15 protein-coding genes and 1 rRNA gene are annotated in these 23,591 nt (G+C 33.9%); 13 read left to right on the top strand and 3 right to left on the bottom strand.

Going from position 1 to position 23,591, the window contains the following annotated elements; all coding sequences use genetic code 11:
- The first annotated feature begins 471 nt into the window (after window positions 1-471).
- The 9 genes from murA to J6569_RS02135 all read left to right on the top strand — a co-directional run bounded on the left by murA (window position 472) and on the right by J6569_RS02135 (window position 12,853).
- Entirely contained in the window at window positions 472-1,725 is a 1,254-nt protein-coding gene (murA, locus tag J6569_RS02175; RefSeq protein WP_174798879.1) for a UDP-N-acetylglucosamine 1-carboxyvinyltransferase, read from the top strand.
- 51 nt (window positions 1,726-1,776) lie between these two features.
- Window positions 1,777-2,352 carry a DJ-1 family glyoxalase III gene (locus J6569_RS02170; protein ID WP_366941226.1) on the top strand — a complete coding sequence of 192 codons (576 nt, stop codon included), beginning with the start codon at window positions 1,777-1,779 and terminating at the stop codon, window positions 2,350-2,352.
- An 11-nt stretch (window positions 2,353-2,363) separates the two neighbouring features.
- Window positions 2,364-3,260 (top strand): cation diffusion facilitator family transporter, encoded by an 897-nt coding sequence (locus J6569_RS02165; protein ID WP_065589615.1) that lies wholly within the window; start codon window positions 2,364-2,366, stop codon window positions 3,258-3,260.
- Between the two features lie 93 nt (window positions 3,261-3,353).
- Window positions 3,354-4,316, top strand: a complete 963-nt coding sequence (gene pfkA / locus J6569_RS02160; RefSeq protein WP_034914458.1) for a 6-phosphofructokinase — start codon at window positions 3,354-3,356, stop codon at window positions 4,314-4,316.
- A 234-nt stretch (window positions 4,317-4,550) separates the two neighbouring features.
- Window positions 4,551-4,811, top strand: a complete 261-nt coding sequence (locus tag J6569_RS02155; RefSeq protein ID WP_034914455.1) for a GNAT family N-acetyltransferase — start codon at window positions 4,551-4,553, stop codon at window positions 4,809-4,811.
- Between the two features lie 695 nt (window positions 4,812-5,506).
- Entirely contained in the window at window positions 5,507-7,795 is a 2,289-nt protein-coding gene (gene nrdA, locus J6569_RS02150) for a class 1a ribonucleoside-diphosphate reductase subunit alpha (protein WP_065609268.1), read from the top strand.
- 145 nt (window positions 7,796-7,940) lie between these two features.
- Window positions 7,941-9,071, top strand: coding sequence for a class Ia ribonucleoside-diphosphate reductase subunit beta (nrdB, locus tag J6569_RS02145; protein ID WP_065608766.1), 1,131 nt, complete (start codon window positions 7,941-7,943; stop codon window positions 9,069-9,071).
- A 178-nt stretch (window positions 9,072-9,249) separates the two neighbouring features.
- Entirely contained in the window at window positions 9,250-11,904 is a 2,655-nt protein-coding gene (glnD, locus tag J6569_RS02140; RefSeq protein WP_296317392.1) for a bifunctional uridylyltransferase/uridylyl-removing protein GlnD, read from the top strand.
- 25 nt (window positions 11,905-11,929) lie between these two features.
- Complete coding sequence (locus tag J6569_RS02135) at window positions 11,930-12,853, top strand: AEC family transporter (RefSeq protein WP_296317390.1); 924 nt, start codon at window positions 11,930-11,932, stop codon at window positions 12,851-12,853.
- A 90-nt stretch (window positions 12,854-12,943) separates the two neighbouring features.
- On the opposite strand, the gene J6569_RS02130 is transcribed toward J6569_RS02135, so the two are convergent.
- Window positions 12,944-13,621: an HD domain-containing protein gene (locus tag J6569_RS02130; protein ID WP_296317389.1), complete on the bottom strand. Its 678-nt coding sequence runs from the start codon at window positions 13,619-13,621 to the stop codon at window positions 12,944-12,946.
- A 17-nt stretch (window positions 13,622-13,638) separates the two neighbouring features.
- Window positions 13,639-15,165 carry a hypothetical protein gene (locus J6569_RS02125; protein WP_296317386.1) on the bottom strand — a complete coding sequence of 509 codons (1,527 nt, stop codon included), beginning with the start codon at window positions 15,163-15,165 and terminating at the stop codon, window positions 13,639-13,641.
- Window positions 15,166-15,629: 464 nt separating this feature from the next.
- Between J6569_RS02125 and mprF the strand changes: the two genes are divergently transcribed.
- A complete protein-coding gene (mprF, locus tag J6569_RS02120; RefSeq protein WP_296317384.1) occupies window positions 15,630-18,233 on the top strand; it encodes a bifunctional lysylphosphatidylglycerol flippase/synthetase MprF in 2,604 nt (867 codons plus the stop codon).
- A 1-nt stretch (window position 18,234) separates the two neighbouring features.
- Window positions 18,235-19,515: an AcvB/VirJ family lysyl-phosphatidylglycerol hydrolase gene (locus tag J6569_RS02115; RefSeq protein ID WP_296317382.1), complete on the top strand. Its 1,281-nt coding sequence runs from the start codon at window positions 18,235-18,237 to the stop codon at window positions 19,513-19,515.
- 86 nt (window positions 19,516-19,601) lie between these two features.
- Here J6569_RS02115 and J6569_RS02110 read toward each other — a convergent pair whose 3' ends face one another.
- The gene (locus tag J6569_RS02110) at window positions 19,602-20,498 is read right to left on the bottom strand and encodes a DMT family transporter (RefSeq protein ID WP_296317380.1); all 897 of its coding nucleotides are present in this window, start codon (window positions 20,496-20,498) and stop codon (window positions 19,602-19,604) included.
- Window positions 20,499-21,790: 1,292 nt separating this feature from the next.
- Here J6569_RS02110 and J6569_RS02105 point away from each other — a divergent pair.
- On the top strand, window positions 21,791-22,861 hold the full coding sequence (locus J6569_RS02105; protein WP_065589605.1) for an acyltransferase: 1,071 nt from the start codon (window positions 21,791-21,793) through the stop codon (window positions 22,859-22,861).
- A gap of 586 nt (window positions 22,862-23,447) precedes the next feature.
- A 16S ribosomal RNA gene (locus tag J6569_RS02100) occupies window positions 23,448-23,591 on the top strand; the annotation flags it as partial.

Here is a 23,591-nt window from a genome sequence, read left to right as displayed (position 1 = left end):
ATTAAATTATGTGTGACTATTAAAGATGAGCACTTCTCTATGCCAGTTAACTTGTAAAAAAGTTTCAGGTAACTATGTGTTTCAGTATAAAATTAGATATAAACGTTCTTTTTTAATGAATTTATTTTTGTTATTAATCTGACTTGTTTTTGCAAGTGAATCAAATATATTTTTCCCTCGACTGAATATTATCGTATTGATATAAGGACATCTTGCGGTATATGTCATATAACCCAAATTGTATGTGAAAATAGTATATTCACTATAAGGCGCTAATTTGTTTGAGTCAATCATTGATTAATCGTAATTATTTACTAGATTCAAAATAAGATAAAATTTTTAACTTATTGATTTTTAGTTGTTTTTATTGATCTCAAAAAAGCGATATTTTCAATTTTTAATGAAATTCATTTAACTATTAGTAAATAGCTTCTATAATAATCGCCAATTTATCACGCATAAGAGTTAACAATGGAAAAGTTTCACGTAACAGGTCCAACATCGCTAAATGGCGAAGTGGTTATTTCTGGCGCAAAAAATGCTGCGCTACCCATTTTATTTTCTGCAATTTTGGCAGAAAAACCAGTAGAACTTCGAAATGTTCCTAAATTAAAAGATATCGATACAACTTTGGAATTGCTAGGCCAGCTAGGTGTAAAATATGAACGAAATGATTCTATTTACCTTGATGCAGGTCATCTGAATAACTACTGTGCACCTTATGAGCTAGTAAAAACTATGCGTGCTTCAATTTGGGCTTTAGGTCCTCTTGTCGCTCGTTTTGGGCAAGGACAAGTTTCATTACCTGGCGGTTGTGCTATTGGTGCAAGGCCTGTTGATCTTCATATTAGTGGTCTTGAACAACTTGGTGCGACAATCGCACTTGATGAAGGCTATGTTAAAGCGTCAGTCAATGGAAAACTAAAAGGTACTCATATTGTCATGGATAAAGTGAGTGTTGGCGCGACCGTTACGATTATGTCAGCCGCAACTTTAGCTGAAGGCAAAACTATCATCGAAAATGCAGCATGTGAACCTGAAATTGTTGATACCGCTAAATTCTTAAATATGTTAGGCGCTAAAATTACTGGTGCTGGTACAATGCGTATTGAGATAGAAGGGGTTGAACGTTTAGGTGGTGGTATACATGAAATAGTTCCTGATCGTATTGAAACAGGGACTTTTTTAGTTGCGGCAGCTATATCTAGAAGTAAAATCACTTGCCGTAAAACTGATCCAACCCTACTTGATGCGGTGCTTTCTAAATTGAAGGAAGCTGGTGCTAAGATTGAGGTAGGTGAAGATTGGATTTGTTTAGATATGCAAGGAAAAAGGGCAAAAGCTGTTAACATTCATACTGCTCCGCATCCAGGTTTTCCTACTGATATGCAAGCACAATTCTCATTGCTAAATATGGTTGCTGAAGGTACAGGAATCATTAAAGAAACCATTTTCGAAAATCGATTTATGCATGTTCCTGAGCTAATTCGCATGGGTGCAAAAGCAGAAATTGAAGGTAATACCTTAATTACCCATGGTGTTGAAACCTTGAGCGGTGCACAAGTGATGGCGACGGATTTGCGGGCGTCAGCGAGTCTAGTTTTAGCTGGTTGTATTGCTGAAGGTTTAACCACTGTTGATCGTATTTACCATATAGATCGAGGCTATGACAATATTGAAGCAAAATTAAGAAAATTAGGCGCCAATATTGAAAGGGTGAAATAATTCATTTTCGCTAAAAAATTAATAAGTTGTTTTTTCAAAAGGAGCGTAATGATGACAAAGCAAGCATTGGTGTTTTTATCGAATGGTTGTGAAGAAACAGAAGCAGTAACCACTATCGATTTATTAACCCGAGCTGATATTAAAGTTACTACTGCAAGTATTTCAAATTCTCGTGAAATTGAATGTTCTCGAGGGGTAACCATTTTGGCCAAAAAAATACTTTCGGATGTTCAATACATTGATTTTGATGTTGTTGTTTTACCTGGAGGTGTTAAAGGCGCTGAAAATTTTCGAGATTGTCCATTGCTAATCGAAAAATTGAAACAAACGCACGAAAGTGGCGGTATTGTTGCTGCAATCTGTGCTTCTCCAGCTATGGTTTTACAACATCATAACTTATTTCCACACGCATATATGACTGGTTATCCAACCACTAAAGAGGCGTTTAAAAATTGGAAGTCCGATAGAGTTTATTTTGATGAGTTGTATAAAGTTATTACTAGCCAAGGTCCCGCAACTTCTATTGATTTTGCTTTAAAAATTATAGATGCGTTGTTAGGCCGAATAAAAGCAGCTGAAATTGCTCGGCAATTAGTTCTTCCTTTGGGAATTGAATCCTATCAATAAATAGGTACTAAATGTCAAATTCACATTTGTATGAAAAATTAGTTAAAAGAGCGACGCTAGGTGCCGTTTCAATCTCTATTTCCTTAATTTTAATTAAATTTATTACTTGTTGGTTTACTGGTTCAATAAGTTTATTTGCTTCATTATTAGATTCAAGTATCGATTTACTTGCTTCTGGTGTTAACTTTTTTTTAGTTCGTTATGCACTAAAGCCCGCAGATGCTGATCATACTTTTGGTCATGGCAAGGCAGAATCTTTGGCAGGATTATTACAAAGTGCGTTTATTATTGGTTCTGCAATAATTTTATTACTTTCTAGCATTCGCTCTTTTATTTATCCGAATGAACTGCAGGAACCTTTGTTGGGGATTATTGTCTCAACTGTTTCTGCTGTAGTGACATGCATTCTTGTTTTGTATCAAAGATATGTTGTAAAAATCACTAAAAGTAATGCTATTCAAGCCGATATGTTGCATTATTCTTCCGACATGTTGTTGAATATTGCTGTTATAATTGCACTTTGTTTAAGTTGGTATGGCATTACTTATGCTGATGCGGCCTTTGCAATTTTTATTGCTTTGTATATTTGTTATAATGCTTATCACATTGCACATAATGCAATTAAAGACCTATTAGATCATGCTTTACCAGATAGTGATAATTTGCGAATAGCTGAAATTGTTGCTTCATATCCAGATGTAAGAGGTTTTCATGATCTAAAGACCCGCCAAGCAGGCCCTCTCAAATTTATTCAATTGCATCTTGAATTAGACGATGATATGCCTTTAATCACTGCTCATGCCATTGCTGATGCTATTGAAAAACATATTTCTAAAGAATTTTCTCCTGCAACGGTGATTATTCATCAAGATCCAATTTCTGTTGTGCCCATCGAAATGATGAAGTAGAAAACTTAATCAAAAATAGCTTTTATTGTCTATTGTTAGATATCTGTTAAGACTCTATAATAACTAAAAGTTAATAATTTGGAGTTATTTTATATGATAAAAAAAATAGGTATTTTAACCAGTGGTGGCGATGCTCCAGGAATGAATGCTGCTATTCGAGGTGTAGTGAGAACAGCATTATCAGAAGGGTTGGATGTTTTTGGTGTTTATGATGGTTATATGGGACTTTGTGAAGATCGCATTGTTCAACTAAAGCGTTCAAGTGTATCTGATATTATTACTCGTGGTGGTACATTTCTTGGTTCGGCTAGATTTCCAGAGTTTAAAGATAAAGCTGTAAGACAAAAAGCCATTGCTAATCTAAAAAAACATCAAATTGATGCTTTAGTTGTTATTGGTGGTGATGGTTCATATATGGGCGCAATGCGATTAACTGAAGAAGGTTTTCCATGTATTGGTTTACCAGGAACTATTGATAATGATATTCGTGGTACTGATTATACTATAGGTTATTTTACTGCACTTAGTACTGCTGTTGAAGCAATCGATAGATTACGTGATACTTGTTCTTCACATAACCGAATTTCAGTTATTGAAATAATGGGGAGAGATTGTGGTGATTTAACCTTAAATGCAGCAGTTGCTGGTGGTTGTGAATTTATGATTATTCCAGAGGTTTCTTATACGAAGGAAGATCTAATCGAAGAAATTAAACTAGGCTTTGCAAAAGGTAAAAAACATGCAATTGTGACTGTTACAGAACATATGTGTGATGTAAATCAACTTGCAGTAGACATTGAAGCTGCTGTTCATCACGAAACTCGTGCCACAGTATTAGGGCACGTTCAACGTGGTGGTTCTCCTGTCCCTTATGATCGTATTTTGGGGTCTCGTATGGGGGCTTATGCTGTTGAATTACTGCTACAAGGCTATGCAGGTAGAAGCGTTGGCGTACAAAATGGTAAATTAGTACATCACGATATTATAGATGCTATCAATAATATGAAGCGTCCATTTGATATGGATCTATACAATACAGCCAAACGATTATTTTAAATGTTAATTGTGCCATTTAAGCATAATTAGTAGTAGATAAATATCTGATTGTTTTATTAATAGGTGAACTGGTAAAAATGATATTTTATGACAGTCACCTATTTGTTTATCTACTAACTCCTTTAAAATGAGTCGATATGGAATTAGGCTGCTTTTAATAATAAAAGAGTTTTTATTTATCAAGTATGGATGTGAATCATAGTAAACTAATTACAATGTTATATTGGTAATTTTATGACACTACATTTTTTAGAAGATAATGATCGTTTTTATGCTTGTGATGCTAATAATAAAGAAATAGCTGAAATGACCTTTACAAGGGTCGGGAAAGATAAAGCTACTATTAATCATACTTATGTTGATTCTGCGTATCGTGGTCAAGGTATTGCAGATAATTTATTAGACCTTGTAGTAGAAAAATTACAGCAAGAAAAGCGTGAGATTATTCCTATTTGCTCGTTTGCTATTAAGAAATTAACTAGAAAATCAGATTGAAAGGCACTACCCTAAATTTTGTGTATTTACCTATTCAAGGTGACGGTTGATTCAGTCACCAAATTTTATAATGAACCGACTTATAGCATTTTTTTTAGTTTTGGATTGATATAGCCAATTTATTACAAGCGTGTGGTATTGTCCAAAAAATGACTTTTTTAACTGATTTATCTGTTTGTAAAACTTTACATTTCTTGATGATATGGCGAATAGGACTGTTTAAAGATTCTATTGCATTGGTGATGTAAATTCGCTTTGCAAATGTCAGCGGGTAAGTACAAGGTGCTGAGTTTTCCCAGTTCCTATACGCTACGACTGGCTAGTATAGTCCTACTTTTCAACCCAAATTGACCCAAAATGCGTAAATGCTTGTGCTTGCTGTTCTGTTGTAGCCTGATAAATTGCTTTCAAATTTTTTGTTATCGCTTTACACAAATTTTTACTTTGCCGATAATCAATTAAAAGATATCGACAGCACGACGGTAACTGGCATAAGTTCTTTTTTTCATTTTTTATGAAAAAATAAATTCTAGCTATTAAAATCAATAACGTTTTATTTTAATTAATAAATCTGAACTATTGATTAATAATACTACATATAGTGATAAATTTAATTAATAGGTACTACATATTGTATATTTTGATAAATATCAATTATCATAATTAAAAACATACTTTAACATTGGAATGAAAGAATGAATAAATCAATACTCGTTACCAAACGAGATGGAAAGAAAGAACCAATAAACCTTGATAAAATCCACCGTGTTATTACATGGGCTGCTGAAGGATTAGAAAATGTTTCTGTTTCTCAGGTTGAATTACGTTCACATATTCAATTTTATGATGGCATTCGTACATCGGATATTCATGAGACAATTATTCGTGCTGCAGCCGATCTGATCTCACAAGAAGCGCCAGACTATCAATATTTAGCCGCACGCTTAGCAATCTTTCATTTACGTAAAAAAGCCTTTAATCAATTTACCCCACCTTCACTTTATGAACACGTTAAAAAATTGGTCGATAACGAGCTTTATGATAAACACTTGCTTGAAGATTATACGCAAGAAGAATTTGAACAAATGGATAAGATTATCGATCACTGGCGAGATATGTCTTTTTCGTATGCCGCAGTTAAACAACTTGAAGGAAAATATCTAGTACAAAATCGTGTCACTGGCGAGATTTATGAAAGCGCGCAGTTTTTATATATTCTAGTTGCAGCTTGCCTTTTCGCTAATTATCCTAAAGATACACGTCTTAGTTATATCAAACGCTTTTATGATGCCGTTTCAACCTTTAAAATTTCGCTACCAACGCCAATTATGGCGGGGGTTCGTACTCCTACTCGACAGTTCAGTTCTTGCGTATTAATTGAATGTGATGATAGTTTAGATTCTATTAACGCCACAGCAAGCGCTATTGTTAAATATGTATCACAACGGGCAGGAATTGGAGTTAATGCAGGGCGAATTCGTGCGTTAGGAAGTTCAATTCGTGGTGGTGAAGCTTTTCATACAGGCTGCATTCCATTTTATAAATATTTCCAAACAGCGGTTAAATCTTGTTCGCAAGGTGGTGTGCGAGGAGGAGCAGCAACTGTTTTCTATCCTCTTTGGCATTTAGAAGTTGAAAGTTTATTAGTATTACGTAACAACCGTGGCGTTGAAGAAAATCGTGTCCGCCATTTAGACTATGGCGTACAAATCAATAAATTAATGTATCAACGTTTAATCAAAAACGAAAATATCACTCTATTTAGCCCATCGGACGTTCCTGGACTTTATGATGCCTTCTTTGCCGATCAAGATAAGTTTGAAACGCTTTATCACCAATACGAACAAGATCCAAATATCCGCAAACGCGAAGTTAAAGCCGTTGAACTCTTTGCATTATTAATGCAAGAGCGCGCATCAACTGGGCGTATTTATATCCAAAATGTCGATCACTGTAATACTCACAGCCCATTTAATGCTCAATTAGCACCTGTTCATCAATCTAATTTATGTATGGAAATTGCACTGCCAACAAAACCGCTTAATAACGTTAATGATGAACATGGCGAAATTGCCCTTTGCACATTATCAGCCTTTAATTTAGGTAAAATAGAATCTCTAGATGACTTTGAAGAGTTAGCCGATTTAGCGGTACGCGCTCTTGATTCACTACTTGATTACCAAAATTATCCTGTACCTGCAGCTCGTCATTCTTCATTAAATCGTCGCACATTAGGTATTGGTGTTATTAACTATGCCTATTATTTAGCAAAACATGGGGTTAAATATTCCGATGGCAGTGCCAACAATTTAACTCACCGTACCTTTGAAGCCATGCAATACTATTTGCTAAAAGCATCGAATAATCTAGCTAAAGAAAAGGGTGCCTGCCCATTATTTAGTCAAACCACATATTCGCAAGGTATTTTACCTATTGATACTTATAAAAAAGATTTAGATACCATTACTAAAGAGCCGTTACACTATGACTGGGAATCACTACGAGCATCAATTAAAACCTATGGACTTCGTAATTCGACATTATCGGCATTAATGCCATCAGAAACTTCGTCACAAATTTCCAATGCAACAAATGGTATTGAACCACCACGTGGTTTTATTAGTGTAAAAGCATCAAAAGATGGTATTTTAAAACAAGTGGTTCCTGAGTATAACCATCTGAAAAATTTTTACGAATTACTTTGGCAAATTCCAAATAACACTGGTTATTTACAATTAGTTGGCATCATGCAGAAATTTATTGATCAATCAATTTCTGCTAATACTAATTATGACCCAGCTAAGTTCCCAAATAATAAAGTACCCATGAAACAGCTATTATCAGACTTATTGACTGCTTATAAATTTGGCGTAAAAACACTCTATTATCATAATACACGCGATGGCGCTGAAGATATTCAAGGTGATATTGTTTCAACAACCCATTCGGATGATGGCTGTGAAGGTGGCGCTTGCAAAATTTAACCTTGATTAAAACTAAATAGCTACACGCTAAAATTCAATTTTTTATCGGGGGAAAACTAGTAATTTCCCCATTCAACTTGCCTTTTACACTGTCAAAAGGAAGCGGTAAAAGCAACAGTAAATGAGTAGGAGTTCTTTTATGAGTATGAATTACAGTACCTTTTCGCAAGTGCATAACGACCAGCTTAAAGAACCAATGTTCCTTGGACAATCAGTGAATGTTGCGCGTTATGATCAACAAAAATATGAGATGTTTGAAAAGCTAATTGAAAAACAACTTTCTTTTTTTTGGCGCCCAGAAGAAGTCGATATTTCACAAGACCGTATTGATTATGCTGCGTTACCAGAGCATGAAAAACATATTTTTATCAGCAATTTAAAATATCAAACTCTGCTTGATTCCATCCAAGGTCGTAGCCCTAATGTTGCTTTACTGCCACTTATTTCAATACCTGAATTGGAAACATGGGTAGAAACTTGGTCGTTTTCTGAAACCATTCATTCTCGTTCATATACTCATATCATTCGTAATATCGTTAACGATCCATCTGTGGTTTTTGATGATATTGTCACAAATAAAGAAATTCAAAAACGTGCTGGGGACATTGCAGGTTATTATGATGATCTTATTAGCTATGCAAGTTACTATAATTTATTTGGTGAGGGTGAACATAACATCAATAATCGCACTGTTTGCATTAATTTACGTGAACTTAAAAAGAAACTTTACTTATGTTTAATGAGTGTCAATGCACTTGAGGCTATTCGCTTCTATGTTAGTTTTGCCTGCTCATTTGCTTTTGCTGAACGAGAACTAATGGAAGGGAATGCCAAAATCATTAAACTTATTGCCCGCGACGAAGCGCTACATTTAACTGGTACTCAGTTTATGATCAACACACTACGCAGTGGTGAAGACGATCCCGAAATGGCTGAAATTGCCAAAGAGTGTGAACAAGATTGTTATAACTTATTTTTACAAGCCGCTAATCAAGAAAAACAATGGGCAGAATACCTGTTTGAGGGCGGCTCAATGATTGGTTTAAATAAAGATATATTATGCCAATATGTCGAGTATATAACGAACATTCGTATGCAAGCGGTCGGACTAAAATTACCTTTTGAAGCTAAATCCAATCCAATTCCATGGATTAATAACTGGCTTGTTTCCGATAATGTGCAAGTAGCACCACAAGAAGCCGAAATGAGCTCATATTTAGTTGGACAAATTGATTCTGAAATTAATGAAGATGATTTAAGCGATTTTACTTTATAATTTTATACTCAAACACATACTTACCTGAAACTTTTTGACAAAGGGAACAAATTATTGTTCCTTTTTTGTTGTTAATATCAATTAATAATAATTTTCTTTCTTCTAACCGTAGCTTGACAGTCATTTAAAATCGGGTAACGATATAGCTATTGAATTGTCTTAATTTGATAATATATCTATGACTAAAACCCATTTGTGTTACCCAGTCTCTCCACTTAATTTCAATGATGAACAGATAAATATTACATATCTAAAACAGCAGCTTGAGGAGTTTCAACAGTGGTCCATGGTCCAGTTTGAACAACAAGCTGACATTGATACCTTAGTGCATTTACGCAGTCAATTTATTGACCGTTTACTTGAGCGCTTATGGCGTTTTTATCAAATACCTAAACATGTTTCTTCCTTCTTTAAACGTAATCGTATCGCTTTGATTGCTGTTGGTGGTTATGGTCGAGCGGAATTACACCCACTGTCAGATATTGATATTTTAATTTTAAGTGATTATCCGTTGACTAAAGAGATAGAAAAACAGATCAGTGATTTAGTTCGCTTGTTATGGGATTTACATTTAGATATAGGGCACAGTGTTAGAACATTAAGAATCTGTCTACAAGAAGCAAAAAATGATATCACAATAATGACTAATTTGATTGAATCAAGGCTTATTTCTGGCAATCAATTACTATTAGATGAACTACACAAGCAAATTTTTAGCGATAAAATCTGGCCGTCTCGTGCTTTTTATAAGGCAAAAATACAAGAACAACATGAACGTCATAAGCAATATCACAGCACCTCTTATAACCTAGAGCCTGATTTGAAAAATAGTCCAGGTGGATTGCGAGATATGCAAATTATTCAATGGATAGCGATTCGTCACTTTGGTGGCGAATTTCTACAAAAAATAGCTGATTTCAACTATTTAACCCCTGAAGATATTGAAGACTTTAAAACTTGTCGTAAATTTTTATGGAGAATACGTTTTGCGCTTCATTGTGTCATAACTCGTTATGATAATCGTTTGTTATTCGATCGTCAGTTAAGCATTGCTAACATGTTAGGTTATCAAGGCGAAGGTAATGCTCCTGTTGAGAAAATGATGCATGATTATTATCGTGTTGCTCACAATATTACTGAACTTAATCAAATGTTATTACAACTGTTTTATGAATCTATACTTGAACATAATCCACACAACAAACCTTACGATATTGATAAATATTTTCAAGTTCGAGACAACCTAATTGATGTAAAAGATAATGACATTTTCAAAAAAGATCCCGTCATGATTATGCAGCTTTTTCACACTATTTTGTTGAATCCTCAAATTACAGGACTGTATTCTAATACAATTAGACAATTACGTTCCGCTCGGCGCACACTAACCACTTTACTTTGTGAAGATGCCAAAGCAAGAGTGCTTTTCATGTCGATTATCAAGCACCCAGATGCAATTAATAAAGCCATTTTACCAATGCATAAATACGGTATACTTTCTGTCTATATACCGGGTTGGAAGCATATATCTGGGATGATGCAATTTGATCTGTTCCATGCTTACACTGTTGATGAACATACTATCCGCTTACTGCTTGAACTTGATAGTCTTAAAACCGAAAGTGGCAAACAAAAACATCCTAATAGTGCAAAAGTATTTGCTAAATTACCTAAACTCGAATTATTGGTAATTGCTGGTCTATTTCATGATATTGGCAAAGGTAGGCATGGCGATCACTCGGAAATTGGCGCTCATTTAGTTGAAAAATTTTGTCAACTACACGAACTCGAAACCAAAGATACTGATTTAATTTGCTGGCTAGTACGTTATCACTTACTGATGTCTGTTACTGCTCAAAGCAGAGATTTACAAGACCCTGCGGTAATTGGAGAATTTGTTCAATTGGTCAAAAGTAAGCGTCGCTTACAGTATTTGTTATGCCTAACAGTAGCTGATGTTTGTGCTACAAACGAAACGCTTTGGAATAATTGGAAACAAAGTTTAATGCGCGAACTCTATCTTAGTGCAGCAAATTCCTTTGACTCTGGTATACACCAAATACCCGAACAGCGAAGTGTTGCACGTAAAAATAAGCAAGAAGCATTAACCATTTTAGTTAAACAAAATTATGATGAACAAATTATTAAAGAGCTTTGGCAAAACTATCGCATTGACTACTTTGTCCGTTATACAACCGAACAAATTGTATGGCATGCAAAAATTCTATTGCAACATGACTTGGGCAAAACATTAGTAGCCATAAATCCAAATCCATCTCATGGTGGTAGTGAGCTTTTTATTTATTCGCCAGATAGACCTTATCTATTTGCAACTGTGTGTAATACGCTAAGTATGCATAATTTAACTATTCATGATGCACTTATCATTACGAATAAAAAAGGATTTGCACTCGATACATTTATCGTATTAGAGCCTAATGGACAGACTGTACAAGAAGATAGAAACCAAGGTCTAGTAAATGCACTTGATAAAGCACTACAACAACCTGTATACAAACCTGTCACCATAAAACCACCGAAACAACGATTGCGATCGTTTTCAGTGCCGACTCAGGTTAACTTTCTTTCAGCCTTTAATGACAGCCAAACCTATATGAAGCTCATAGCACTTGATAGACCGGGATTGCTGGCTTGTGTGGGCGAAATATTTGCTAATTTAGATTTATCATTACGGAGCGCTAAAATAGCAACTATCGGCGAACATATTGAAGATCTGTTTATTCTAACTGATAAAAACAATCAAGCGCTTGATGATGAAACATGTCAAAAACTTCGAGAATCAATCATTATAGCTTTTGATTCAATGAATTAATTTAATTAACCAAAAGATATAACTTATGCAATTTTTTATTATTTTATTTCCTATTTTTTGTATCTTTATTGTAGGTTTTATCGCACAAAAAGCCTTAAAATTTGATGTCGCCAACCTATCGAAAATGTCACTTTATGTGCTATCGCCCTTTTTGGCATTTAAAACGTTTTATACTCATATTTTAACCACAGATTATCTATTTTATATTGGTTATGTCTTTGGTTTATGCTTTTCATTAGTTATTATTGTCTCAATTTGGTCGATACTCATGAAGTATTCAGCTAAAGAGCGCTGTGCAATGATTTTGAGTTCCTGTTTTATGAACAATGGTAACTATGGTACTCCTGTACTATTAATCTTTTTTGGAGCAGTCGGCTTTGATCTTGGCGTAATAATGATGGTATTACAACAGTTTGTAATGAGCACTGTAGGCATTTACTATGCGGCTAAAGGTAGCGCTCATAGTGATATTGTAAATCAAAAAGACGTTATTAATAAAGTTATTCGCATGCCTGTAGCGTATGGTGCTTTTTTAGGTATTATTTTCCAATTGTGTCACATCCCTTTATCTAAATCGATTATGACTTCAATCGGAATGATCGGTGACGCATCAATTGTAGTGATCATGATTATTTTGGGCATGCAACTGGCAAAAATAAAACTTACTCAGCTTGATTATCCTAAAATCTCATTTGCCTTGCTTGCACGTATGGTGATTTCACCAATTGTGGCATTTTGTATGGTTTACTTTATGCCAATTGAGCCTGTTTATAAACAAGTTTTAATTGTCCTAGCTGCAATGCCAAGTGCCGCCAATACCACATTAATGTCAGTACAATTTGATAGTCATCCAGAACTGGTATCAAGTGCGACCTTGCTCAGTACTTTATTAAGCTTGATCACTCTTCCTATTGTACTTGGATTAGTTGGAACACCAATTCCATTTTAGTAAAACCTGTCTTCTTAAAAGAGGCAGGCGTTATACAAATTTTTCAAAAATTAATTATTCATACTCTAACTATTATCGATAAACTAATTTTCAGTAAGAATAATCCTCTCCTTGCCATTCTTTTTCAAATTGTTTAACAAACTGAACTAAAAAATGATGTCTTGGCTCGGCTAGCTTTTTTGCTATGGGGGTATTCATCATATCTTTAAGTAAAAAAAGTTTTTCATAAAAATGATTAATAACAGTATTAGGATGTTTATAATTATTTTCATCCAATGAAGTTCGTGGTGAAATATTAGGATCGTACATAACATTATGCTTATTACCACCATAATAAAAGGTGCGAGCAATACCAATTGTACCCAATGCATCTAAACGATCGGCATCTTGTACAATCTGCCCTTCTAGTGATAATTCTTTTTTCTTATTAAGATTTTTTCGATATGACATATTCTCGATGATAGCAAAAATCATCTTAATTTCGGTGTCGGTAAGTTTTAGAGATGTTAAATAATCACGCAATTCCATTATTGCTTGACTCACATCAGCAACCACTTTTTCATCAATCACATCATGTAAATAAGCGCTAACAATCACAATAAAACCGTTCGCTTTTGGTTCATGCTGTAAAATCTTTTTTGCTAACTTTACAACACGTTCAATGTGTGCCATATCATGACCTGAAAAATCATTGGATAATTTCTGTTTAACAAAAGATTGTATAGCTTGAATAATCCCCTGTTGTTGCTTATCATTTTTATTATTCATAATATTATTTTGCTAATTTAATTTACACAAACTGTATTTCCATCCGACCAAATGCCAACTTGTCCCATATTAGAATATACTAGAAGATTCATAGGTCTTTCGTATGGAGGTTTATATGTATTTTTAGTCCAATAAATCTGATTACTTTCGAAATTACTACCAGGGTAGCTATCATTAATGTTAGCATAGTCATAAGTTTCTCCCCATTCTGCCAATAATCCCCCGCCAATACGACGTTGGTAGTTATTACCTTGACCAGCTAAACCTTGATTCCAATAGAATGAATTAGCATTAGTTAATTGATTAACTGTAGGTATTTGATAGCCCAACTGATTACAGTATTGTTCAGCTTGAGCATAACTACGATTGCTACCACTATAATCCTTTCTTGCGATAAACCATTTTTTGATGGTGAAACTATATACTTTATTGGTTTTGGCTTTATCGGAATATAAGATAAAGGTCGTCGGCACTGCGGTTGCTGCCTCGGCAGCGCTAGCCCCCTCTTTGGGTCCGACTAATCGAATCTTGGCAATACTGCCATTGCCCGTTATAGTTAAATCAATGCCTGATGTTGCTGGTGATTTGTCAAACGTCATATCACTGCCTAAGCTATCAACCATATCCATGGTAAAAAATAGCCCATATGCCCCCATGGTTGGAAAGTTTGATGCCGGATTATTTAAATCTTGACGTTTAAAACCTTTTGCATCATCCCATTGGTTTGGTGGACCTGAATAATTTGACCCACCCCAATTTTTTTTTCGACTATTACTTAAATATAAGTTAGGCTTGGCAGAATAAGTACAAGCGCCTTTAGGCGGATTTAGGTAATAGGTGGCGCGATTAGCTGCTATCTGAGTTGAATTTGGTTTGCCATAAGCCGTTGATAAAATGCTATTATCACTTTGCATTGTTACACTATAGGGCGCATTGCAATCCTGAAAGGTATCATCTAATCCCATTTCGGTACCATTGGCATCTCGACCAATAATAGTTAAATTCCCCGTTGCGGTAATATCACCATCGCCATCTTTATCAGCCCAAAAACCATTATTATTCAGCAAATCGGTCATTGAAATAGCACTTTGACCCAATGGAATAAGCGTTTTAATATCGCTAAGTTTTAAACCATCATGCGGCAATGGTATCGGATTGGCTTTAGTTGAGGGATTGTTTTTTGGTGTTAGCACCTTACCATCAGGTAGCTCAATATTTAAAAATCTATCTGTATCCCATGATTGGGTTTTGCCGCCATCAAACGTTAAATAAGGTGCTGATCCCTCTATTTCTTTTGCGGTTTTTGCTGACTTAACTTTAGGTAATACCCCAAATACAAATAAAGGATGACTAATTCCTATACAAAAACACAAAAATAAAATTGATTTTAAAGTGATGAGGTTTTTTTGCAATATCAACAGTAAATTGCTACAGAAGCATAATCGACATATAACAAAACGAAAATAACTTAATGCTAACTGCTTAATTAACCCACTCTTATTCTTCTTATTTTTTATTCTAACATGTTGTACCTTTGACTTCATGATAATGTTCCTTTACATTAATATCCACATCATACAAATGCTATACCATAACGTTGCTAGCACAATTTCTTGTCAACTTACCACATCGCATAGTGATTACTTGGTAATGATCGATTTTTGCAAATACATTTTCAACAAAAAATCTAGTTTCACAAATTAAAAATTAAGTCAACACGATTATAGCGTAAAGGCTATTTTTTTACATAAAAATTTCAATAAAATAATTGTCTATCACATGCAAAAAGACATTTTCCATCGTCTAGATACAATATTAGAAGGTAAAACGTTCTTTCTAGAGTAATCTAATCTTAGGTAAACAAATACACATACAATATTAATAGTAAAATTTCAGTAATTAATGTTTTTTTATTGTTTCTTTATTTTTTTACGATTGTTTTCACTAAAATGGAAAGGTAGAATGCGCGAATCAAAATATTATCAAAGCAAATATTGGAGTTGATTAAGTGAAAATATCAACGCGTAAAGTTTTGCCTTGGCAGTTAATAGAATACTTCACTCGTTATCGCCAATTTATAGCTCTACTATTTGGTCTATCTATCTTTTTTATAGCACTGATTGTGTGTTGGCACTTACTTAAGACAATTAATGTTAATGAGTTAAAAAGAGCTATTCATCACCTTTCAATGTCTACAATTTTATTTTCGTGTTTATCTGCCATTGGTAGTTATTTAATGTTGATCTGCTACGAATGGTCAGCTGCACGTTATGCGGGTGTCAAATTGAAACCCGCAACTATTGTACTGGGCGGAATTTGTGCCTCAGCTATTGGTAATGCAATCGGATTGTCGGCATTATCTGGTGGTGCGGTGCGTTGTCGTCTCTATTTTAAACAAGGATTAACAACTATTGATGTTGCCAGAATGTCAATTTTTGTTACCTTATCATTAGGATTCACGTTACCACTATTAGCAGCGATTACCGCTTTAATTCATCCCAAAAATACGATGTTAGCTTTGCATTTATCAGCAAATAGTGTGTGGATAATTGCATGTAGCGTAATTTGCTTTTATGGTGTGCTATTTATCTTTTTGCAAAATAAGCGATTAGCAGAAAAACCAAATAACAACACCCAATTATATCAATTATTTCGATGGCCTATCCGTCTTCCTAATCTTCGTTTAGCGTCTTACCAATTTATTATTACTCTATTTGATGCCATTTTGGCTGGCGCAGTACTTTATTTCCTTTTACCAAAACACCCTGATTTTGCTACCTTTATTATGATCTATATTCTGGCGTTAGTAGCTGGAGTGTTGAGTCATGTTCCTGGTGGTGTTGGTGTATTTGAAGCCATTATGTTAGCGGCATTTTCATCCGAAATTAATATAGCTTCATTAACCGTTGCATTAATCATTTATCGCATTATTTATATTTTAATCCCCCTTATTTTGGCGGCTATTTTGCTTTTAATAAACGAGGGAAAACATTTTTTAACTGCACCTCAAGTTAAAGAGACAGAAACAGGAATTGCAGCGCCCATCATGGCGGCAGCTGTATTTTTTGCCGGTGTGGTGATGATGTTTTCAAGTGTACTTCCTGGGTTTAATCACCATTTAGTCAGCACCTTTATCCCCAGTAAAATAGTCAATATTGCTCATCTAATTGCTAGTTTAATTGGCGTTTTATGCATATTACTTGCAGTAGGAGTAAGACGAAGACTCTATTTTGCATGGGGCATTTCGATTATTTTATTATTTTTAGGTAGTATCTGCTCGCTTTTACGCGGATTACATTGGATTGAAGCCAGTGTATTATTAATTATAGCAATATTATTAATCCATTTTAAACATGCTTTCTATCGTAAAAGTCGATTAAGCATATTACCTTTTTCAATTAAATCCTTTGTCATTTGCTTTTGCATTATTGCGCTTTTTGTATGGCTAATTTTATTTATATATCAAGATATTCCTTATAGTCACGATTTATGGTGGCAATTTGAATTAGACAGCCGAGTACCGCGTGCTCTTCGTGCCGCTTTAGGCAGTTTTATTTTGTTAAGCTTTATTATGTTGTTTTGGTTATTTCGCCCTGCGCCACCAATTCTAACTCAACCAAAACAAAACGAGCTAAATAAAGCCTATCAAATCATTTTAGATTCAAAACAACCTGAAGGTGGGCTTGCCATGAGTGGCGATAAGTCATTACTTTTTAATGAATCACAAACAGCTTTTATAATGTATGCCAAACGAGGCAGAAGCATGGTTGCCCTTTATGATCCAATTGGAAACAGTACTGATCGTGCTAGTTTAATTTGGACTTTTCGAGATTTGTGTGATCAACATAATCTTCGTCCGGTTTTTTATCAAGTTAAAGCAGCAAATTTACCTTTTTATATGGATATTGGTCTTAGAACTATTAAGCTAGGTGAAGAAGCCTTAGTTAATTTAAAACAATTTGATTTAAGCTCAAAAGATTATAAAGATCTTCGCTACACTTGGAATCGTGGTCAACGAGATGGTCTATCTTTAGTATTTTATTCTCCAGGCACAGCACCACTTGATGAATTAAAAGCCGTTTCAGATGCGTGGTTAAAAAGCAAGCACGCTAAAGAAAAGCAATTTTCGTTAGGATCTTTTTCCGAGCAATACTTGAACAATTTCACTATTGCGGCAATAAAATATGAAGGTCGTATTATTGCTTTTGTAAATCTGCTAGAAACAAATCAAAATTATAGTGCAAGCATTGATTTAATGCGTGTTGTCCAAGATATTCCTAAATTAACTATGGAGTTTTTAATGGTTGGGTTGATTTTGCATTATCAACAAAAAGATTTTAAATTCTTCAGTTTAGGGATGGTTCCACTTGCAGGTATGCAAAGACGTCGAGGCGCTCCCATGATTCAAAGACTAGGTGCATTAGTTTTTAGACGGGGGGGACGTTTTTATAACTTCCAAGGATTACGTCGCTTTAAAGAGAAGTTTGCAACACACTGGGAGCCACGTTATATGGCTGCACCAGCAGGACTTGATCCTTTAGTTGCAATCATTGATACCACCATGCTAATTTCAGGTGGAATAACGGGATTAAAAAAGAATAAGAGATCATAATATGAAAAAAATAATACGCTACATTTTGTTGTTAATTGTTATGATACTCATAGTACTATTAGGATTTGTTGGTTGGTATTTGATAAAAAACCAAGATAGTGCGTCAGTAAAAACGATAACAATCGAAAATGACTTTTCTATTATATCGGCAAAACCTAAACAAACAGCCGAAGCTGCGGCTATTATTGTCGCAACTAACAACAATCATTTTACAGAACAACAACTATTAAACTTATCTGAAAAAATGGGCGCCAAACTAGTTCAGTTTGAATTAAAACCGCAAGCAACTTGTGCTGAGCAAAAAAATCGCTTTAACCAAGCTGTAAACATATTAGGAGAGTCTAATTTTGCTGTCGCAGGTATGAGAGAAGGTGCCACTTTTGCTTATCGATGGCTAGCAGAACAGCAAAGTGATGATGCTAAAGCATTATCAATAGAATTCATATTAGATCATAAAGATTGTGATGATCCATTGCCAAGTCAAGCTAACCACGGAACGTGGCAAGTAATTTGGAATAATCCACCCGAAGAAAATGTTGCCGTATTCCCACGAGAACAGAAAAAGATTGCTGTCACCACAGGAATTGGCGAATACCAAACCTCACCTGTTGAGCTTTTAAGTTTGCATTTATCTTCAATTTTATTTGGTGATCACCAACAGCTACCTGTTATTGAATTACCCGCAACGAGTAAAGAAGTTCATCCTAAAACCGTTACTCTTTATTATTCTGGCGATGGGGGATGGCGTGACTTAGACAAAGTATCTGCTGAATATATGGCAGCGCATGGTTACCCTGTTGTTGGTGTCGATGCTTTAAAACTGTTTTGGCAACACCGTTCTGTTGAGCGTAGTGCAAAAGATCTCGCCTATTTGATGCAACAATATCGCGAAAAATGGGGTACAACTCGTTTCGTGCTTACAGGCTATTCATTCGGTGGAGATATTTTACCTGCACTTTATAACCGGTTATCAACTACAGATCAAAATAGTGTTCAAGCGATTGTGATGATCGCATTTTCAAAAAATGCTAATTTTGAAATTGAAATCAGTGGTTGGCTTGGTCAATCTGGTAATGAAATGAAAACAGGTCCAGAAGTTAATAACATACCAGCGAGTAAACTATTTTGTATTTATGGTGAAGAAGAGAAAGACGATACTGGATGTTTACAGCCAGAAATGAAAGGTGAAGCATTCAAATTACCCGGAGGCCATCATTTTGACGAAGATTATCAGCATTTAGGGCAAATTATCATGGATGCAATCGATAAAAGAACGCAATAACTTAATTAACCATCTCAAATATAAAAACCGTTTTCAGACCCAAAGCTCTCATGTGCCTTTGGGCTTTTTATAAGTATTAAAATTAATTAGTTTCTTTTTATGCGAATTTTACCTTCTGACAATAACACACCACAAAGCGTAAATAATGTTCCGATAGCAGCAATCCAGGTGAAAGGTTCGTTCAAAATAATAACAGCCGCAATAATAGTAAGAATTGGAACTAAATATAAATAAATACTAATTTTAACTGCACCAATTAATTTAACAGCATAGTTCCAAGATGAAAAACAAATAGCCGAGGCACCAACACCCAAGAATAAAAAATTAAAAATGTTAACGGGATCGGTAAAACGTGATAAATTCCAATCAAAGTCGAAGATAGATAACACAGGAAACATTAACATCAAACCATAAAAAAAGAATCGCCTTGTTAACAAAATAGTATTGTAACCATAATTGCTACTTTTTTTAGTTAAAATCGAATAACAAGCCCAAAATAAACAAGCCAACATAGTAAGCAGATCACCAAGTGGATTTAACGAAAGCACAAACTTACCATTAAAGCTAATTAGTCCAACACCAATAATTGCAAATAAACAACCAATATAAAAACGTTTAGGTGGTGTTTCGGTTTTTAAAAAGAAAATAGATAGTATTGCAGTAAATATTGGTGCTAAAGTGGTAATTACTCCAACATTTGAAGCTGTAGTATAAGTTAATGCAATATTCTCACATAAAAAGTAACAAGTTACACCACACAGCCCTGCACATAAAAACATAAACTCTCGCTTAACCCCCTGCCAAGCCAAAAAGCGCGGTGATAAGATCCAAAGGGCTAGATAGCCAAGTCCAAATCGAAAAAACAAGATCTCTATTGGTTTAAAATCCGTCAATAAAACTTTAGTTGCAATAAATGTTGTTCCCCAAAGAAACACTGTCATTAATGCGATTAAGTGCCCTTGTATCCTTTTTGAAAATAACATAATAATCTCTCTGCTCACATAATTATTTCGCAACCAAAGTACAGCTCATTACTCAATTTTTTATTAAAAATAGTAATATTCAAAAAAATTTAAAACAATTTATAAGAAGACTTGATAACGAAAGAAAAGGCGTTATTTAAATAATGGAAATTTTAGTAATACTAGCTTTCTATACGTATTAGTGCAAATTATATCAAAAAAAATAAGCAAAAAACTAAAGCAAGTAGTTATTAATAGATAATGGAAGAAGAAAGGATTTTACAAAATATGCAAATGGAAAAAATATCAGGCAAAAAAAAATCCACCCGAAAACTCGAATGGAAGGCAAAAAATGAAAAACGTAATCTGTTAATATAGACAAACTAAATGGGGAAAAGTTCAATTTAATTTCATATATTTCTTAATATTTAATGATAAAAAAAGTAACTTAATGATTTTTAATATAAATTATTTTTAAATTTTTATAAAAATCATCATTCTTATCCATTTAGTTTAATCAAATTACTAAATGATAATACTACAAATTTCCCAATTTATCTGTTATAAGCTGTATTTTTATACTGAAACACATAGTTACCTGAAAGTTTTTAACAAATTTTTAAATCCTCAAATTATGATTGAATTGATATCCTAAAATTAACAGCTATAGTTATACATCTAATTCTAGTTATGTAGTTGTTATAATCACGGAGGGAGTAAAAAATATGTGGGATAAAGGGTTGGAAGAAGCAATTAAACAAGCTGGAGTTGTATTGGTGATTATGTAAAAATAAACAGATTAATCGATTTTAAATGAAAGTGGAACAAAAAAGAAGATAAGAGCATAATCGTGAAATGGTGAGCTCTAACTCGCCATCATCACTTGTATAACGGTTTTTGTGCTATAACCGTTACATGTGTTACTTCTTAGTTTTTTGGTGTTTTTCATGACCTAGATGCGTGGTTATTTTTTCATTTAATGCGGTATCAATCACTAGTTTGTTCATAAAACCAGTTAATTTACCTAAATCTTCCTACGCTTTTATGTTTTTAGCTAGCTCGACTGCCATTTGTCTTACTTTTTATTTATTCATTTTATATTTAACTTGTTTTTGCTCATTAGAGTAGTTCAAAATAGGTAAATTCACAAATTCATTTGCACGGTCAATTCAGAAAGATGTTTATAATTAATTAATTTTAAATGATATTTTATTTTTTATTTGTTTGGACATTTATTTTTGTAAATTGTAGTTTCAGTTACATAGAAATGTGATAATGTACGCTAGTTTATTTCATTATTCACAGTATCTAAAATGGTAACAGATAAACCGCAAAAAATTCATTCTATACATGTATTACGTGGTGTTGCAATTATAATGATTGTTTTTAGTCACTGTTTGGGTGTGTTTAAAAATACTCATTTAATTGCTAATAGTTATTTATTTTCTTTTTTAAATTTATTTGCCTTTAATTTCACTACTTTTTTTGTATTAATTGCTGGTTTTTTATTTCAACATCTAACTTATAAATTTGATACCAAAACTTATTATTTATCAAAGTTTAAAACTGTTGTTTGTCCTTATATTTCAGTATCTATTTTTTGCTTTGTTTTTTTTCATTATCAGTATTTATCTAATTTACCTTGGTTTTCATCGACTGAAACTAGTGTTGTTAGTTCAATAGTTAGGATGATGCTGACGGGAACACAACTGCTACCATTGTGGTTTATCCCGATGATTATCATTATTTATTTAATGGCTCCTTTATTATATTTTTGGTCGAAAAAGAATTTAATTGTAGCTGGTCTGATTGCTATGTTTTGGGTTGTGGTGTTTACTAAACCTGATTTTACTCAACCTATTTTAAATTTGTTGCATTATGGACCAGTTTATTTAATTGGCATGATGATAAAACAAAATTATCAAATTATTATCAAAACAGTTAAAGATAATTTATTCTTAGTTGTGTTTCTTTTTAGTTTATGTTTTTTTGTTCCATTTGCTTATCGCTATATGAGTCATTTAGGTGTAGAAAAACTTTATTATGATACATTACAAAAAATCGTTTTATTTATATTAGCGCTTTATTTTTTAGATGGGCTGAATCATAAAACGAATGAGGGGAAGTTATATAAATTCTTTTCTTATATGGCAAATATTAGTTTTCCTATCTATTTTATTCATGAAATTATTGTTTTAGAACTTGAACAGCTATTGTATATTTCTCCTCTAGGTTATGTAATCAAAACCGACAACGGTTGGTTAGCATCATTGGGAGCTGTAATCTTTTTAGTGTCAACTTTAATCGTAAGTGTCATCATCGCTAAAATAATAACGCTAGTTTTCAAAAATAAAGCAAAATACCTTATTGGTGCAATTCGTTAGATAATATCATCTATTATTTGACTTGGTGCTTTGAAATATCTTTATTAAATTTAAAACTTAGAATGTAAATTAATATTCTAAATTCACGTTAAAAATATGAGGTTCTTTATATTTACCATGTAAATTAACTTAATGAATTGTTTTTTCTATAGCAAATAATGTTTATTTTGTTTATGCCAAATATATTAAACATGTAGATTTGAACAAATAAAATGCAAACGAAAAAAAAATTGCAATTAACACTTGCAGGAAATTTTTAAGCCCCTATAATGCGCACCCACTGACACGCAGTCAGCGACAAGCAGACGAAGAGTTGGTGATTAAGTGATATCAAAAATTTAAAAAAAAGATCTTGACAAATAAAAAAGGTTAGCGTAGTATACGCAACCCTTGAGACAGCGAACTAAATCAACGAAAGGTTGACGAGGGATGTAAGCTGTTAGCTCTTTAAAAAGAAGAAACAGACAATCTGTGTGGGCACTTACGAGACAAAAGATTAAAGTCTACGGACAAAAATTAAGTCTTGATAAGTGACACTGAAGATTCATTTGAATATGTCAGAGACAGTTATTGAGCATCAAACTTTAAATTGAAGAGTTTGATCATGGCTCAGATTGAACGCTGGCGGCAGGCTTAACACATGCAAGTCGAACGGTAACATGAGTGCTTGCACTTGATGACGAGTGGCGGACGGGTGAGTAAGGTATGGGGATCTGCCGAATGGAGGGGG

The sequence above is a fragment of the Gilliamella sp. genome, assembly GCF_024104075.1.
GTDB lineage: Bacteria > Pseudomonadota > Gammaproteobacteria > Enterobacterales > Orbaceae > Gilliamella > Gilliamella bombi.
Note: the sequence above shows the minus strand (reverse complement) of the source record. Positions and strands in the feature narration are given on the sequence as shown.

Excerpts from the sequence above, each read along its gene's own strand:
- J6569_RS02130 (WP_296317389.1), bottom strand. The coding sequence starts at position 13,621 with ATGAATAATAAAAATGATAAGCAACAACAGGGGATTATTCAAGCTATA.
- nrdA (WP_065609268.1), top strand. The coding sequence starts at position 5,507 with ATGAATAAATCAATACTCGTTACCAAACGAGATGGAAAGAAAGAACCA.
- J6569_RS02135 (WP_296317390.1), top strand. The coding sequence starts at position 11,930 with ATGCAATTTTTTATTATTTTATTTCCTATTTTTTGTATCTTTATTGTA.
- nrdB (WP_065608766.1), top strand. The coding sequence starts at position 7,941 with ATGAATTACAGTACCTTTTCGCAAGTGCATAACGACCAGCTTAAAGAA.
- J6569_RS02155 (WP_034914455.1), top strand. The coding sequence starts at position 4,551 with ATGACACTACATTTTTTAGAAGATAATGATCGTTTTTATGCTTGTGAT.
- J6569_RS02105 (WP_065589605.1), top strand. The coding sequence starts at position 21,791 with ATGGTAACAGATAAACCGCAAAAAATTCATTCTATACATGTATTACGT.
- murA (WP_174798879.1), top strand. The coding sequence starts at position 472 with ATGGAAAAGTTTCACGTAACAGGTCCAACATCGCTAAATGGCGAAGTG.
- glnD (WP_296317392.1), top strand. The coding sequence starts at position 9,250 with ATGACTAAAACCCATTTGTGTTACCCAGTCTCTCCACTTAATTTCAAT.
- J6569_RS02110 (WP_296317380.1), bottom strand. The coding sequence starts at position 20,498 with ATGTTATTTTCAAAAAGGATACAAGGGCACTTAATCGCATTAATGACA.
- pfkA (WP_034914458.1), top strand. The coding sequence starts at position 3,354 with ATGATAAAAAAAATAGGTATTTTAACCAGTGGTGGCGATGCTCCAGGA.
- J6569_RS02165 (WP_065589615.1), top strand. The coding sequence starts at position 2,364 with ATGTCAAATTCACATTTGTATGAAAAATTAGTTAAAAGAGCGACGCTA.
- J6569_RS02170 (WP_366941226.1), top strand. The coding sequence starts at position 1,777 with ATGACAAAGCAAGCATTGGTGTTTTTATCGAATGGTTGTGAAGAAACA.
- J6569_RS02125 (WP_296317386.1), bottom strand. The coding sequence starts at position 15,165 with ATGAAGTCAAAGGTACAACATGTTAGAATAAAAAATAAGAAGAATAAG.
- J6569_RS02115 (WP_296317382.1), top strand. The coding sequence starts at position 18,235 with ATGAAAAAAATAATACGCTACATTTTGTTGTTAATTGTTATGATACTC.